The sequence below is a fragment of the Faucicola sp. SE7633 genome, from assembly GCF_059264685.1.
In genome coordinates, this window is sequence record NZ_JCADBW010000009.1 from 36,848 (window position 1) to 52,262 (window position 15,415).

General features: G+C 51.6%; 12 protein-coding genes and 1 other RNA gene. 1 reads left to right on the plus strand and 12 read right to left on the minus strand.

The features are described 5' to 3' along the window. Nucleotides 1-88 precede the first annotated feature (88 nt). Together AC5L4R_RS05070 and gpmI are read right to left on the minus strand one after the other, a co-directional pair. Entirely contained in the window at nucleotides 89-1,699 is a 1,611-nt protein-coding gene (locus AC5L4R_RS05070) for a S41 family peptidase (protein ID WP_494472978.1), read from the minus strand. 70 nt (nucleotides 1,700-1,769) lie between these two features. Beyond that, nucleotides 1,770-3,398, minus strand: a complete 1,629-nt coding sequence (gene gpmI, locus AC5L4R_RS05075; protein ID WP_494472979.1) for a 2,3-bisphosphoglycerate-independent phosphoglycerate mutase — start codon at nucleotides 3,396-3,398, stop codon at nucleotides 1,770-1,772. 138 nt (nucleotides 3,399-3,536) lie between these two features. On the opposite strand from gpmI, the gene ssrS reads away from it, so the two are divergent. Then, nucleotides 3,537-3,726, plus strand: a non-coding RNA gene (gene ssrS, locus AC5L4R_RS05080) — 6S RNA. Between the two features lie 80 nt (nucleotides 3,727-3,806). Here ssrS and gspK read toward each other — a convergent pair. The 10 genes from gspK to leuB all read right to left on the minus strand — a co-directional run bounded on the left by gspK (nucleotide 3,807) and on the right by leuB (nucleotide 15,372). Further along, complete coding sequence (gene gspK / locus AC5L4R_RS05085; RefSeq protein ID WP_494472980.1) at nucleotides 3,807-4,955, minus strand: type II secretion system minor pseudopilin GspK; 1,149 nt, start codon at nucleotides 4,953-4,955, stop codon at nucleotides 3,807-3,809. Then, entirely contained in the window at nucleotides 4,952-5,728 is a 777-nt protein-coding gene (locus AC5L4R_RS05090) for a type II secretion system protein GspJ (protein ID WP_494472981.1), read from the minus strand. The genes gspK and AC5L4R_RS05090 overlap by 4 nt, the downstream gene beginning before the upstream one ends. A 6-nt stretch (nucleotides 5,729-5,734) precedes the next feature. Continuing rightward, nucleotides 5,735-6,127, minus strand: a complete 393-nt coding sequence (gene gspI / locus AC5L4R_RS05095) for a type II secretion system minor pseudopilin GspI (RefSeq protein WP_494472982.1) — start codon at nucleotides 6,125-6,127, stop codon at nucleotides 5,735-5,737. An 8-nt stretch (nucleotides 6,128-6,135) separates the two neighbouring features. Continuing rightward, entirely contained in the window at nucleotides 6,136-6,774 is a 639-nt protein-coding gene (locus tag AC5L4R_RS05100; protein ID WP_494472983.1) for a prepilin-type N-terminal cleavage/methylation domain-containing protein, read from the minus strand. 1 nt (nucleotide 6,775) lies between these two features. After that, nucleotides 6,776-7,384, minus strand: coding sequence for a TetR/AcrR family transcriptional regulator (locus tag AC5L4R_RS05105; RefSeq protein ID WP_494472984.1), 609 nt, complete (start codon nucleotides 7,382-7,384; stop codon nucleotides 6,776-6,778). Between the two features lie 414 nt (nucleotides 7,385-7,798). Further along, nucleotides 7,799-8,944 (minus strand): beta-ketoacyl-ACP synthase III, encoded by a 1,146-nt coding sequence (locus AC5L4R_RS05110; protein ID WP_494472985.1) that lies wholly within the window; start codon nucleotides 8,942-8,944, stop codon nucleotides 7,799-7,801. Nucleotides 8,945-9,172: 228 nt separating this feature from the next. Then, nucleotides 9,173-9,661, minus strand: a complete 489-nt coding sequence (locus tag AC5L4R_RS05115; RefSeq protein ID WP_494472986.1) for an ACP-like domain-containing protein — start codon at nucleotides 9,659-9,661, stop codon at nucleotides 9,173-9,175. A gap of 230 nt (nucleotides 9,662-9,891) precedes the next feature. Then, nucleotides 9,892-12,486: an ATP-dependent chaperone ClpB gene (clpB, locus tag AC5L4R_RS05120; protein WP_494472987.1), complete on the minus strand. Its 2,595-nt coding sequence runs from the start codon at nucleotides 12,484-12,486 to the stop codon at nucleotides 9,892-9,894. A 372-nt stretch (nucleotides 12,487-12,858) separates the two neighbouring features. Then, nucleotides 12,859-13,713, minus strand: a complete 855-nt coding sequence (locus AC5L4R_RS05125) for an SDR family oxidoreductase (protein ID WP_494473018.1) — start codon at nucleotides 13,711-13,713, stop codon at nucleotides 12,859-12,861. Nucleotides 13,714-14,301: 588 nt separating this feature from the next. Then, on the minus strand, nucleotides 14,302-15,372 hold the full coding sequence (gene leuB, locus AC5L4R_RS05130) for a 3-isopropylmalate dehydrogenase (protein ID WP_494472988.1): 1,071 nt from the start codon (nucleotides 15,370-15,372) through the stop codon (nucleotides 14,302-14,304). Between the last annotated feature and the right edge of the window lie 43 nt (nucleotides 15,373-15,415).

Below are 15,415 nucleotides of genomic sequence, written 5' to 3' on the forward strand. Positions count from 1 at the left end.
CTTTGATTCACACAGTCACGCAAACAATAATTGGGCTATTTTTTGCCAAAACAACACGTTAAGCGCGAAGATTGAACGTTTTATGTGCCTAAAACTGCTGCGGCGCGTTGGGCAATTGCACGCGATAGACTTTGGTCGGGGGTTGCTGCTTTAACCAAGCCAGTACCTGTGCTTGCCAGTCGGTTTCGGCCCCTTGTAGCTCGATGTTGGGCTTAACCCCAACGCCATCAATAGTTTTGCCTTGCCCTGAGTAATAATGCGCGACGGTCAGCTTGACCGCGGTGTTGTCTCCTAATGGCACAATGCTTTGAATCGAGCCTTTGCCATAGCTGGTTTCACCAAATACGGTGGCGCGGGCATTTTCTTGGAGGCTACTGGCAAGCACCTCAGCGGCGGATGCAGAGTAGCGATTTTGTACAATCGCCAGTGGCATATCGGCAAACTGCATTTGCCCATGCGTCATGACGTGTTCTTGTAGCTGCTGCTGTTTGCGCACCTGTGCGACGGGTTTATCTTGCATAAACAAACTTGCCACGTCACTTGCTGCCGAGAGCACGCCACCTGGGTTGTTACGTATATCAATCACCAACGCGCTAAACGGCTGCGGCAGATTTGCCAATGCTGCCATCAGCTGCTGCCCTGTGGTGTTTTGAAACACAGGAATGTGCACCACCGCCACGCCATCGACCCATTGCGCGGCAATCGGCTGCTGCTGCACCAAACTGCGCTGCACGGTTACGGTTTGCTTGCGTCGCCCTTTGTCCGATACCACAAGGCGCACCTGCGAGCCTGCAATCCCTGATAGCAACTGTTCAATATCTTGCTGGGTTTGCTCATCGCTAAGTTTGATGTCATTGATTTGGTGCAGATAAAAATTGCGCAAAATGCCTGCACGCGCGGCTGGCGAATTGGGCAAGACCTCATCCAATACCCACATTTTGTCATTGGGATGAAAACTTGCCGTCACGCCGATACTACCAACATCGCCATCGGTGAACAGGCGCAAATTGTCAAACGCCTGCGCGTCCAAATACTCCGAGTATGGGTCAAGTCCCGTCAGCATCCCGTTGATGGCATTGGCAAAAATACTGTCGTCATTGGTGTTGCGCACATATTGCTGGCGAATGGTGTCCACGACCTTGACAAACTTTGCCACTGTGGTTGGCGCAATCGCCCCCAAAGCAACCTTGCCTGCCGCACCGACATCGGGCACACTGGCATCCATCGGTACGCTGGCAGACGGGATGATGTTGGGTGCGTTGCTATCGGTCACATGGACGTTTGACAAATCAACATCACCGCCGTCCATTTCATCGCCTGAGCCTTCCGTGTCATCGCCCGTCACGTCATAGCGCGTCGCTGAGCCGTTTGGCAAGGGGGATGGTGCGCTGGCTTGGGTGTTGATGGCATCAACCACCGCGTCATTGAGTTTGACGCTTTTTTGCGCCCTTGCTTTGGCTGGTTGGGTGGGTTGATGGGTGGTTGGGTTTGGCAGCTTGGAGGTGGGTGTGGGTGCAGCTTTGCTTGCCGTTTGGGCGGTGGTGTCTTTTAGCGCGTTGGGTCGCGCTTGCGCTGTTGCCGCCCATACACCACCCAACAACGCGCATACACCCAGCACACGCACCAACCTGCGCCCAGCGTTTGGCAGACTCGATGTTTGGCTGACTTGATGAAGGCGATGGTTATGGGTTGGTTTCACAAACGGCACTCGACGCTGGTCTTTGACAATGTTGATTTAAATTTTTTTCAAAAAATACACACAATAAAAATTATGCACCTGTACACACCAATAAGCTTTCGCCTGTCATGTCGGCAGGTTTAGGCACGTGCATCAAATCCAAAATCGTCGGGGCAACATCCGACAACCGCCCGTTGGCACGAATTTGGGTATTGCCAGCGGTGGCGTGTTGGCTGATGTAAATCAGCGGCACCAGCTCAGTGGTGTGCTGGGTGTGCACCTGCCCGCTGTCATAATCCTGCATTTGCTCAACGTTGCCGTGGTCAGCGGTAATCAGCAAATGCCCGTCGGCTGCCAGCACCGCCTCGCTGATGGTATGCACGCAGTTATCCAGCGTCTCGACCGCTTTGACCGCCGCGTCAAACACGCCTGTATGGCCGACCATATCGCCATTGGCATAGTTCACCACCAAGACGTCATAATCGCCCGATTCAATCGCGGCTTTAAGCTGATTGGTGACTTCATACGCGCTCATCTCGGGTTTTAAGTCATAAGTCGCCACATCGGGTGACGGCACCAAAATCCGCGTCTCACCGTCGTATTCTGCCTCGCGCCCACCGCTAAAGAAAAACGTCACATGGGCGTATTTTTCGGTTTCCGCAATGCGTAGCTGGGTTTTGCCCAATTTTTGCAAGTACTCGCCCAGCGTGTTATCCAGTGATGTCGGCAAAAACGCCACCTCACTGACCGCTTGAGCCGCTAAGTCGTCCGAATACCGCGTCAGCATCACCAAACGCGCAAGCTGTGGTGTACGCTCACGGCTAAAGCCATCAAACTTAGGATCAGTCAAAGCGGCGGTTAATTGTCGTGCACGGTCGGCGCGAAAATTCATAAACACCACGCTATCACCGTCTTGAATCGCACCAAATTGCGCCGCATGATGGGGCGCGGCAATGCGTGTGGCTTGCACAAATTCATCGCTCTCGCCTGCTGCGTACGCTGCCGCTAAGCCTGCCTCAGCGGTGTCTGCCGTGCGCACGGCTTTGGCTTGGGTCAAAAGATCATACGCTTGCTGCACACGCTCCCAACGCTTGTCGCGATCCATGGCAAAATACCGCCCGATTAAACTTACCACCGCAATATTGCCTGTGTTGTAGCGTTGATTAAGCGCGGCAATCGCGGTATCAAAGTCGCTTAGGTATTTGTCGGCACTTTTTGGTGGGGTGTCGCGCCCATCCAAAAACGCATGCACCAATACCTGCTTAGCCCCTTGCTGTAGGGCAAGCTCACACATGGCCACCATGTGGTCTTGATGGGCGTGCACGCCCCCATCGGACAATAAGCCCAGCACATGCACGCGCCCATTGTGGGCGTTGGCGGCTGTCACGGCTTCAACCAGCACAGGATTATGAAAAAACTCGCCGTTTTTGATTTGTTGATGAATCCGCGTTGAATCTTGGTACAAAATCCGCCCAGCACCCAAGTTCATATGCCCAACTTCTGAGTTGCCAAACTGCCCGTCAGGCAAACCAACGTCCTCGCCTGAGCCTGAAATCAGACCATGCGGATAAGTTTGATAAATTTTGTCCAAATATGGCGTGTGGGCAGCGGCAATAGCGTTGTCACGCGTGTCAAGACGATGCCCAAAACCGTCTAAAATCATCAAAACGTGGGGAATTTTTTTATGGGTTGTTGGTGCGTGGGTGGTCGGGTGCGCCATGCTCATAGCTTATTCTCAAATTTAGCCAGTTTAGAATGTGTAAAAAATATGCCAAATTATAGCACAAGCTGGCTGGCGGTGCGTGTTGGCAATTTGCAAATTGACTTTTGCGCGCGTGGCGCGTTTATGCTATAATAGCGTCATCTGGGGTATTCGCCAGTCTATGCATTACCTGAGCTGATAATATATTTTAGGGTATGCGATCTATCCGCTTGGTGTGCAAGCCTGCATCTTTGGATGAATCAGGAAGCCTGTAGAGCGGTTGCCATACCCACCCTGAACGTTTCAGTTCATGGGTTCACATAGGCAGCGGTACTCTGGAGCTTTATTGTCTAATTAAGCTTTGTTTTTATGCCATCTATCATCCCCTTGTTTTGATAGATGGTTTTTTTGTGCGCGATAGTTGGCCTAATTCATCGGCCCCGCTGGCAAGTTTGGCACAAAACGCCGATTAAACGCGACGATGGTTTTGGGTTGATTTTGCGCCATGGTGGGATTGGTTGGAGCAAGCGCATTGTGGTTGGGTGTATCGACCTTTGCCAGTGTGCTTTGTAAGACACGCTGCTTGCCGTTTTGTTCGGCGGTCACGGTGATATCAAACGCGCGGCTTTGCACGTCAAACAATGCCGCTAAGCGTGCTAGATCTTGATTTTGGGCAAACATCGGCAATGCCCAAAACTGGTTCACCGTATCAATCGGCGGTGCGGTGCGACGGGTATTTGCCCATGCGTTCACGGCTTGGGTGTCAAGCGTCAAGGTTGCAGGGTCAAGGTTGGCGGCTTGGCGGTTGGTTGATGAGGCGGCGGTATTGGTGTGGGTGTTAGTCAGCGCGGCGGCAAGCGGTGCGATTTGCACCAATACGGGCTCAACGGTATTGACATTCATCGGCACATAAAACGGCTGCGCAGTCAGATACGGCTTGAGGGCGTTGAGTTTTTGCGCGTCCATCCCACGCACAAAAACCAATTCATCCACCGAATGAAATGGCTGGTTACTGATGGGTGGTACACTGTCATTGCCCAGACTTTGGTAATACTCGGCTTCTGCGCCGCCATCTGGGCTGGGCTGGTTGTCAGGGTCTTGCCAGTCCAGTGCGGCATTGGCAATGCTGGGCTCTAACCCGACATGCACCAGCAACGCCTGTAAGTACGCCAGTGCCAATGGGTCGGGCTTGCCATCGTGGTAGAGGTTGTTGAGGTTAAAGCGGCTGGCAGCATCGTTGATTTGTACTTGTATGTTGCCACCGTCAAAAGCAGGCGCGTTGATCGGTTTTGCCCAGTTGTCTTGTAGGCTGTCGGTGGCATTGACTTGGCTGTCTTGCTGTAGGACTTGTCGCGCCATGCCCTCGCCCAGTAGCGTTGCTTCGCGCAGTTGGGTTTGGTCTTTTGTCAAGGCATATTCGCGCAGCAGCAACCGCTGGCGTGCCAGCATACTGCCTGCGATGATGGTCATAGCAACAACCAATAGCAGCACGGTCAGCAATGCCATGCCGCGTTGTTGGCGCAACCGTCGGCTTGGCAAAAATGCTGATACTGGCACGCGCATTTGTGGGCTCATGGATTTGCCCCTGTTGGTGCAGACGCTGCGCGATTGGCGTTTTCGGGCGTATTTGCCACATTGGCCATAACCACAGGCGCGGCACTGGGCAAGGCAAATCGCCACACAATCGGCGTATCGGCATAGGTGAAGCTGACTTCTACCGCTTTGGGCAAGGCGCCCAGCTGCGCAATCGGGTCATTGGGGTCACCGCTATCGGCAGACGCGGTCGGATAGCTGCTGGTTTTATCAGGTGTAAACACCGCCCACGTCACGTCTTTGACATCATGCAGTAAGACGCTGCGACTGGTTAGGCTGGCATCGGGCTGCGTCTGGCTACGCCCATAGCGGCGCGTGCGTACCAATGCGTCATTTTCGCTGGCATAGCCAATCTGTGCCACCGTCGGGGTATAGCCAAAGCGTGGGTCGGGCGGCACGTTGCGTACAAATTCAACGTGGTTATTGGCTAACACAAAACTTGGCGTGATTTGGCTGCTATCAATTTGGGGGGCGGTGGGCGTACTGGCGGCCGCGCCATCGGCACGGCTACTGGCAGCAAGACTGGCACTTGGCGGCACGCTGACCACCCCAACCGCTTGGCTAAAATCCTGCGCCAACTGCCCATACGCGTATTGCAAATCCGATAAGCGGTCGGCTTGTAGCTTGGCGCGGTCACGGGCTTGGCTCAGATTGTCCATGACCTGCCAGCCTGCCAATGCCAACGCGGCAAAAATTGCGATTGCCACCAACAATTCAATGAGGGTAAATCCGCGCTCGGGCGGTGCTTGCCACATGCCTGCCTACCTTGTCTGCACCAACGCCGCATCAAGCGTCACTAGGCTGCGCGCGCCCGTTACGCCATCATCAAGCGGAGCGACGGCAATTTGCACGCGCTCAAGCGTATCACCCACAGACGTTGGGGTGATGGTGACTTGCCAACGCCGCCCCTGCGCCTCGACTTGGTTGCTTGTTGGTGCGCTCAGCCATGTTTGTTGGGTGCGTAAATCCGTCAAGGCGTTGTTGGCAACAAACTGCGCCAGCGTACGCGTTTTGAGATTGGCCACCGATTGCACATAGCTGCGGCTGGCTTGACTGGCTGCCACCGCCACCACCGCCAAAATCGCCAACGCGACCATGACCTCAAGCAGGGTAAAGCCTTGCTGACTGGCAAGCCGCGCTGTTCGCCATGCCATCTTTCGCATCATTGCACCACCTCAACCGCGCCTGCTGCATTGACAACCAACGGCGCGCCCACGGGGTAACGCTGGTCATCGGCATTTTTTTTGGTAACGATGATTTGCACAGGCGTTGCCTCACCTGTGCCAAACCACACCACAGGCGGTGCTTGGTAACCAACCAACCACGCAGGTGTTTGACGGTTGGCGTTGTCTGCCGCATCCAGTGGCTGAATGGTGACATCCACACCTTTGGGAATATCCAGCGGCGCAATGCTGTCTTCAAGCTGCCAGCTTGGCGGTGAATTTGGCTGATTGCCACCAGACGATGTTCCAAGCGGCAGTTTGACCACCATCAGCTGATTGGTGGCGGCGTCCGTCAAGCCTTGCCCGTCTGCCAGCTTAATCGCCACCCCATACGGCTGCATCCGCTCACTGCTCAGCAGACGCACATAGCGCAAATTGCTTTGCACATGCTCATAAAACGCCAAATTTTTGCGGTTATCCCCACCCGATACGGACAGCGTCATCATGCCAGCAAACATTGCCAAAATCACCAGCACCACCAACAGCTCAACCAACGTAAAACCGCGCATCGGGCGATGGGTTACCATCGTCGCTTGGGTTGGCCAATACGCGCGCATCGCTGCTGCAAGTTCCGTCAAATTAGTTAGCCGTGGGGTGGCGGTAGTGCTTGGGCAAATCCAATATCTGCTGCACCAATGCCCAGCGCAGCGTATCACGCCGCCCCAAATACCGCTGATAAAAGCTTGAATTAAGCAAGCCTGCACCGCCTTGCCCCAATGCCCAAATCGTCGCCAAATAATCGCGCGTGGACAAACGGCTGTCTTGCTCCTGTAAGTAATGATTGGTCGTGGTAATTAAAATCCGCATACGTTGGCGGCGCACGTCGTATAGCCGCGCAAACAGCTTGTTCAGCCCCGTCGCCGAGCTTGCCAAACGCTCCTCAATTTGATTGAGCAACATGGTTTTTTGCGGATACAACAACTGATACATAATCACCCGTGCCACGCCTGCCGCCGCACTGTCCTCAATACTACTTAGCTCAAGCAACTGCAGCTCTTGGCGGATGATAATGCGTAAAAACAGCTCATCCTTGCTGGTAAAATGCTTATACAGCGTACCTTTGGCAAGGTCAAGCTGCTGAGCAAGGCTGTCAAGCGTGATGTCACCTTCACCTGATTCTAACAACAATTGTTCGGCGGTCGCTAAGATGCTCTCTTCACGCTGTTCAAACTGTTGCTGGCGATTCATTATGTTTCCTTTTTTATTTTAAAAAACCCACAAAATCAGCGCGCCACCTTGTAATTTACCTAAAATCTCTCTGCTATTTTATATAAAACACAAAGCGGCGAATGCAGTCTGCCAGCCACCCAAGATGCCCAGATGACTGACGAATCTAACCTGTTAAATCCCAACGATAGGCTTGGTAGGATGGTTGGCTGATATCAAAGCCATGCTGTGCTAAACGCCTTTGACACAAAAAACTCACCCCGTCAAACAAGTTTGCCCAAACTTGTTTGACCCACCTGACTGCCCATTTAACCCACCTGACTGGCCAACAAAAGTCAGCTCGACAACATCAAGCCCACTAAAATCTTGCACTATCATACCTGACTGGCAGGTCATTGCCAAACCCTTTTGGCTTAAATGTGCTAAGTTTTTGTTTTAAGCGCATTTTTGTACCAAAATTGAGCCGATTGAATAGCCTGCGCCAAACGAACAAATCACCCCGATATCGCCTGCTGTCATGCCCGCTTGGTGGCGGTGAAACACAATCATCGGGCTTGCCGAACTGGTATTGGCAAACTCATCAATCACCAATGGCGCAATGGACTTGTCCGCCTCTTTGCCCATGACGCTGCGCAAAATCAAATCCACCATATTGGCGTTGGCTTGGTGTAGCCACAATTTTTTGACGCGCGTTTTATCAATGTGATGCTCGGCTAATTGCGCCAAAATCAAGTTGGACACCGCAGGACAGACTTCACGAAAGACCTTGCGCCCCTCTTGCAAAAATAGCTTATCATGCACAGGCGCGTTGTAATCATCCGCCGCTCTGCCTGCTGCCAAGTTTTCGCTACGGTCTAAAAAGCCAAACTCGTTTTTGACATTGGTTGAAAATTCGGTGAACAGCTTACTGCCCAAAATTTCATAACCGTGTGGCGTTGCCGTTTGCTCAATCAAAGTCGCCATGGCAACATCACCAAAAATAAAATGGCTATCACGGTTGCGCCAGTTGAGATGCGCTGAAGTGATTTCAATGTTGAGCACCGCAACACGCTTGGCAAGTCCTGTTTCAATCAGCCCCACCGCCTGCGCAATACCAAACGTCGCCGCGCTACACGCCACGTTCATGTCAAAACCAAACCCACCCGTCATGCCGATCGCCTGCTGAATCTCAATGGCAATCGCAGGGTATGCGCGCTGAAAATTTGATGACGCAACGATCACCGCGTCCAAATCCTGCCCCGTCAAGCCTGCCGCTTGCAAGGCTTGTTGTAGCGCGGCCACGCCCATCTCTGCCATCACGGACAATTCCTCACCCAATTTGCGCGCAGGAATTTTGGGCGCCATCACCGCAGGGTCTAAAATGCCTGCTTTGTCCACCACATAGCGCGATTTTATCCCCGATACCTTCTCAATAAATTCTGCCGAAGAGGGTTGCAACGCGGTTAGCTCACCTGCGGCAATCGCGTCGGCGTGCTCGGCGTTGTAGTTATCAACGTATTGGTTAAATACCGTCACCAACTCTTCATTGCTGATACGATGCGGCGGCGTGTATAGCCCTGTTGCGGTAATGCAAATCGCCATTGTAGTTCCTTGTGTGTTACGGTCTGATGTTGATAGATTGGCGCGTGCCAACGTTTTATCGGCAAACATGGCGACAAAAAGATGCCGCACAAATGTCTGTATTATGCCTGTAAATGGCTGGGTTGGCGATGGATGTTACAAAATATTTCATAGCTGATGGCCGTTTTTTACGCACAAAAAACGGCAAACCGTCACGATTTGCCGTTGTTGGGTCAAAAATTGGCCAAATTAGCGTGGATTACAGCCTTTATAAACGATTTGCTGGTTGGGCGCGGTGACCATGATAGGTTTTTGGCGGTAGTTTTTGCTGTTAAGGCTATCTGTTACCAAGCGATAGCCGCGCACGCTATTAAACTCACTATCGACATTGTCTGAGCGGTTAAGGTCAATCGGTAACGATTGCATACGCCCACCATCGCGGAAGGCGGCATACGTTGGTAAGCCTTGGTGGTTAAAGCCGTACGTGACCGTTAGCGATTTGCCACCCTGACAGCGATAATTGACGTTGCGTGTGTATTGGGTTGGGTTACTGATGACTTGATGCGGCGGATTGGTTTCATTTGCAAAACGGTGCTCAAGCGGGCGGTTGTCGTATTCATAGGTGTGGTCGTGGTAGGGTGTGTGGTGCGTTGCGGCTTGCGCTGTGCCACTGACCAAGCCTGCCACCAGTGCTGCGCCAAATAATGTTTTACCCAACGTCATGTGTTTGCGATGCATGTTTCCCCCCGTTAGTAAAATTTCAGTTGTTAAGATGTCCGCTTTGACGGTGCTGTCATCATACGCCTAAAATCCACCAGACGCAAAGCGTGCAATTTATCCCAACGATTTTGCCACACTTGCGATAACTGGCGGTAAGTTTGTCTGCGTCAAGCGTTTTGACAAGTAAAAAATAAGCCACGCAAGACAAGGTGGCTTATTTTTATTCAAATTTTTGGACAAAAAACCGCTTAGCTCACGCGCAATTTATCAAACGTCAAGCGATTGTCCGCGCCAACTTCAACCTTGATGGTATCACCTGCGACAAAATCACCCGACAACAAGCGCATTGACAGCGGATTTTCGATTTCCTGCTGAATCGCGCGTTTGAGTGGGCGCGCGCCATACACGGGGTCATAACCCACAGCCACCAGCTGGTTTATCGCCTCATCGGAGAACACGATACTGATGTCGCGCTCAGCCAGGCGTAGGCGCAAGCGTGCCAACTGGATATCGGCAATACCGGCCATTTGCGCTTGCCCGAGCGGATGGAACACAACGATTTCATCAATACGGTTGATGAATTCTGGGCGGAAGTGCTGATTGACTGAATTCATCACCGCAGCCTTGATGTTATCGTAGCTGTCACCTGCCATTTCTTGGATTTTGTGGCTACCTAAGTTGCTGGTCATGATGATGACGGTGTTTTTAAAGTCCACCACGCGGCCTTGTGAGTCGGTCAAACGTCCGTCGTCTAGCACCTGTAGCAAGATGTTAAACACATCGGGATGGGCTTTTTCCACCTCATCAAATAACACCACACTGTAGGGCTTACGGCGTACCGCTTCGGTCAAAACACCGCCTTCTTCATAGCCGACATAACCAGGAGGCGCACCGACCAAACGGCTGACGCTGTGTTTTTCCATGAATTCTGACATGTCAATACGAATCATGGCGTTTTCATCGTCAAACAAGAAGTTTGCCAAAGATTTGGTCAGCTCAGTTTTACCCACGCCTGTTGGCCCTAAGAACAAGAACGAACCACTGGGGCGGTTGGGGTCAGCCAACCCTGCGCGGCTACGACGGACGGCGTTGGCAACGGCTTGTACGGCTTCGTCTTGTCCGACCACACGCTCATGGAGCTTGTCTTCCATGTGCAGCATTTTTTCGCGCTCGCCTTGTAGCATTTTATTGACAGGAATACCCGTTGCTGCACTGACGACTTCGGCAATTTCGTTGTCGGTGACTTTGTTGCGTAACAGTTTTGCGCCACCATCCTCGCTTTGCGCCTTGGTTTCGGCAAGGTTGGTTTCGCGAATTTGACGCTCTAGCTGTGGGATGGTTTCGTACTGCAATTTTGCCATGCGCTCGTAGTCGCTGTCGCGGCTGGCTTTTTCTAAGGCGGTACGGGCTTTGTCCAATTCCTCTTTTAGCTGTTGGCTGCCTTTGTCCAAGGCTTTTTCAGCTTGCCAAACTTCGTTCAAATCAGCGTATTCTTTGTCAAGTTCAGCGATTTGGCTCTCTAGCAGTTTAAACTGCGCTTTTGCGCCTTCGTCTTCCTCATTTTTCAAGGTTTCACGCTGCATTTTAAGCTGCATGATACGGCTTTCTAGTTTGCCCAAGGCTTCAGGTTTGCTGTCCATTTCCATACGCAAGCGGCTAGCGGCTTCGTCAATTAAATCAATCGCTTTGTCGGGCAGTTTGCGATCGGTGATGTAACGGTGGCTCATACGCGCCGCGGCGATAATCGCGCTATCTTGAATATCCACCCCGTGGTGCAGCTCATAGCGTTCTTTGAGTCCACGTAAAATAGCGATGGTGTCCTCAACGCTGGGTTCATCAACCAAGACTTTTTGAAAACGACGCTCAAGCGCGGCATCTTTTTCGATGTACTGGCGGTATTCATCCAACGTGGTTGCGCCCACACAGTGCAACTCACCGCGCGCTAGAGCAGGTTTAAGCATATTGCCTGCGTCCATCGCGCCATCGGCCTTGCCCGCGCCAACCATGGTATGAATCTCATCGATGAATAAAATCACCTGTCCTTCTTGTTTGGCAAGCTCAGATAGCACGGCTTTGAGGCGTTCTTCAAACTCACCACGGAATTTTGCGCCTGCAATCAACGCGCCTAAATCCAACGACAACACGCGTTTGTTACGCAAGCCTTCGGGAACTTCACGGTTGATGATTTTTTGCGCCAAACCTTCGACAATGGCGGTTTTACCCACCCCCGGCTCGCCAATCAGCACGGGGTTATTTTTGGTGCGGCGTGATAAGACTTGGATGGTACGGCGGATTTCGTCATCACGTCCGATGACGGGGTCAAGTTTACCGCTTTCGGCGCGTGCGGTCAGGTCAATGGTGTATTTGTTGAGTGCATCGCGTTGATCTTCGGCGTTTTGGTTATTCACGGTTTGGTTGCCTCTTATTTGTTGAATCACTTGGCGCAAGTTGGCGGCATTTACGCCGACTTTTTGTAATAAGTGTTGGCTGTCGCTGGTTTCTGCCAATGCCAAAAGCACCCATTCGGTGGCGATAAAGTCATCGCCTGCTTTTTGGGCATGGCGATCGGCAAGGTTTAGCACCTTAACGCTGCCTGAGCTTAAATTTGCCTCACCCGTTGGGTTAGATAGCACGGCTTGTTGGTCAAGTGCCTGTTCAACCGCTTGGGTCAAACGCTCGGCATTCGCGCCTGCCTGTGTGTAGATAGCTAGGTGGGCAGGATCTTGCAGCAGCACGCTGAGCAAATGAATCGGCTCGATGGCGGTATTATCTCGCCCAACGGCAAGACTTTGCGCTTGGCGAATGGTGTCTTGCAGTTTTTGGGTAAATTTTTCAAATTGCATTGTTGTTGTCCTTGAAAGTGAATTGGTGGTTATATGTGGTTATGTTTTGGGGTTTCAATAGTAAAAACAGAAATTTTTTAATTTGTCTAGTTTTTTTTATGACTTTTGCGTCATGGTAGGATTAACTGACAAAGTCTATCAATCATAACTATCAATCATAAAAAGGTTATCCGCAAAATTTTTTGTCCTATAAAGTCATATTTTGGTGCAATCTCTTTTTTTAGGAATATCGCTGAGGTTTAGCGCAAAATTTGTTACACTAAACCTGTATTTTGCGCCCACATCCGCGTATGTGTTAATGGTGTGCGTAGGAAGATACGCCGACACCCCGTGATATTCGCACCTGTGCAAATTTTTAAATTTGTTGTTAAATCACAAAAATTTGACCATCCAGCGTAATGGCAAGACCTTCATGCCGATACCAATCGGCAACCACGGCCAAGCAGGCACAAACGCCTCGTCCACGCCTGCCTCAATCGCCTGTACAATCGCCTCTACCCCTTCTTCTTCGCTGCTTTCAAACGGTAGGTATTTTGCGCCAATGTTGAGCTCGGTGCGGATATACCCCGGATAAATCGTGGTGACTTTAATGGGCAATTTTTCGCGCAGCATATCGGCGCGGATACCCTCGGCAAGCCGTGCCAGCCCTGCCTTGGCGGCGGCATACGTCGTCAAATGACGCGGCAGGCCACGCACGGCAGACATGCTAGAGATAACCACCAAATGTCCGTGATGCTGACGGCGAAACATCTGCATCGCTGCCTCGCATTGTGCCAATGCGGCAATAAAATCAATCTCTGCTGTGCGCCGATTGACATTAAAACGCCCATGCCCGATGACGCGGCTATCACCCACGCCAGCATTGACCACCACGCGATCTATGCGGCCGCATTCGGCTGCAAATGCATTGAACACATCAAAAATCGCGTCATAGTCGCTGACATCAAGCACCTTAACATGTACGCGCACGCGATATTGTGCCTCAAGCTCGGTTTTTAGTGCGTGCAATCTGTCCTCGCGCCGCGCACAAATCGCCAAATCATAGCCCAAGGCGGCAAACCGCCGCGCCATCATCGCGCCAATGCCTGAGCTTGCGCCCGTGATCAGCACGGTTTTGCCATGCCCGATACCGTTGAGATCATCAAGATTTGGGTAGCGCATCAAGCGTTGGGTCACGGCTTGTCCGTATTTGTCGATACAGGCAAAGGCTTGTTCAAGTTTTTTCATCATTGTGTTAAATTTTCCGTAAAATACAACCTAATATGTGCCATCACTATTATACCTAAGCGGTGTGGGGTTGGCGACAAGGCAACGTCAGGTTTTGCGCTTGGCTTTTGTTGAATGTTCCAGCATGAATTTAAAAGCACGGGTTTTTAAGGGCAGCTTTTTGGGTGCAATAAAAAAGCCAGCCAAACGCGCTTGACCGACTTTTTGCCATACCTTAAAAATTTAACGCTGACTTCCTCCCCTCCCTAAAGCGAGGGGATTTCTTCTGCAAGACGGTTAGACCTGCCGCAAACCTTAGACCGTGGCATCCGCCCGTACGACACACCATACATCTTAGGTTCTTATTTTAAATTCGCCCTACCGTTAGGCTTATCTTGTGCATTAAGTGCACGACACGAACCAATTTAAGTGGGTGTGCAAACGCTTTACCCGTTAAGTTACTGCGTACTCGCAATTTAGTCTTAACTTAACTGTTTGATGTAAGACGTTAAATATCGTGCCATGAGCATAGTAACACTTATTTCATTGAACAATATGCCTAACATCCGCCACCTAACGTTGCAGGTTTACGCCAACAAGTGATAAAGACTATAACGCCGCTACCACCGCATCGCCCATCGCTTGGCAACCGATCAGCGTCATACCGTCTTCAAAAATATCCGCCGTGCGTAGGCCTTGTGCCAAAACAGATTTGACCGCGTTCTCTACCTGTGTGGCGCGTGCTTCGTCTTGTAGGCTATAACGCAGCAACATCGCCAATGATAAGATGGTGGCAAGTGGATTGGCTTTATCCTGCCCTGCAATGTCGGGCGCAGAGCCGTGCGACGGCTCATACAGACCTTTGGCGTGTTCATCCAAACTTGCCGATGGCAACATGCCAATCGAACCTGTCAGCATTGAGGCTTGGTCGGATAAAATATCCCCAAAAATATTGCCCGTTACGATGACATCAAACTGCTTGGGTGCTTTAACCAGCTGCATGGCAGCGTTATCCACGTACATGTGGCTTAGCGCGACATCGGGATAATCGGCGGCCACCTCGTTAAAGACCTGCTTCCACAGCTCAGTGGTTTCAAGCACATTGGCTTTGTCCACCGAGCAGAGTTTTTTGTGACGTTTTTGCGCGGCACTAAAGGCAACGTTGGCGATACGGCGAATTTCAGACTCGCTGTATTTCATGGTGTTAAAGCCTTCACGTTCGCCATTGTCTAGCGTGCGAATACCGCGCGGTTCACCAAAATAAATATCGCCCGTCAATTCACGCACAATCAAGATATCAAGCCCCGATACCACCTCAGGCTTCAAGGTTGAGGCATTGGCAAGTTCGGGGTACAAAATCGCAGGGCGCAAATTGGCAAACAGCCCCAAATCCTGCCGAATTGCCAACAAGCCGCGTTCGGGGCGTAGCGCGCGCTCAAGGTTGTCATACTGTGGGCTACCGACCGCACCCAACAGCACCGCGTCCGCCGCACGGCACAAATCGCGGGTCACATCAGGATAGGGCTTGCCGTGGGCGTCATACGCTGCCCCACCCAATGGCGCGTAGTCATAACGCGCATCAAGCCCGTCTGCAACCAGTTTATCCAACACCTTAACGGCTTGCGCGATGATTTCAGGCCCGATGCCATCGCCTGGCAAAATTGCAATTTGTTTGGTCATTGTCGTTATCCTTGTTGTCATCAAAGTTGTCAGCAAAATTTTA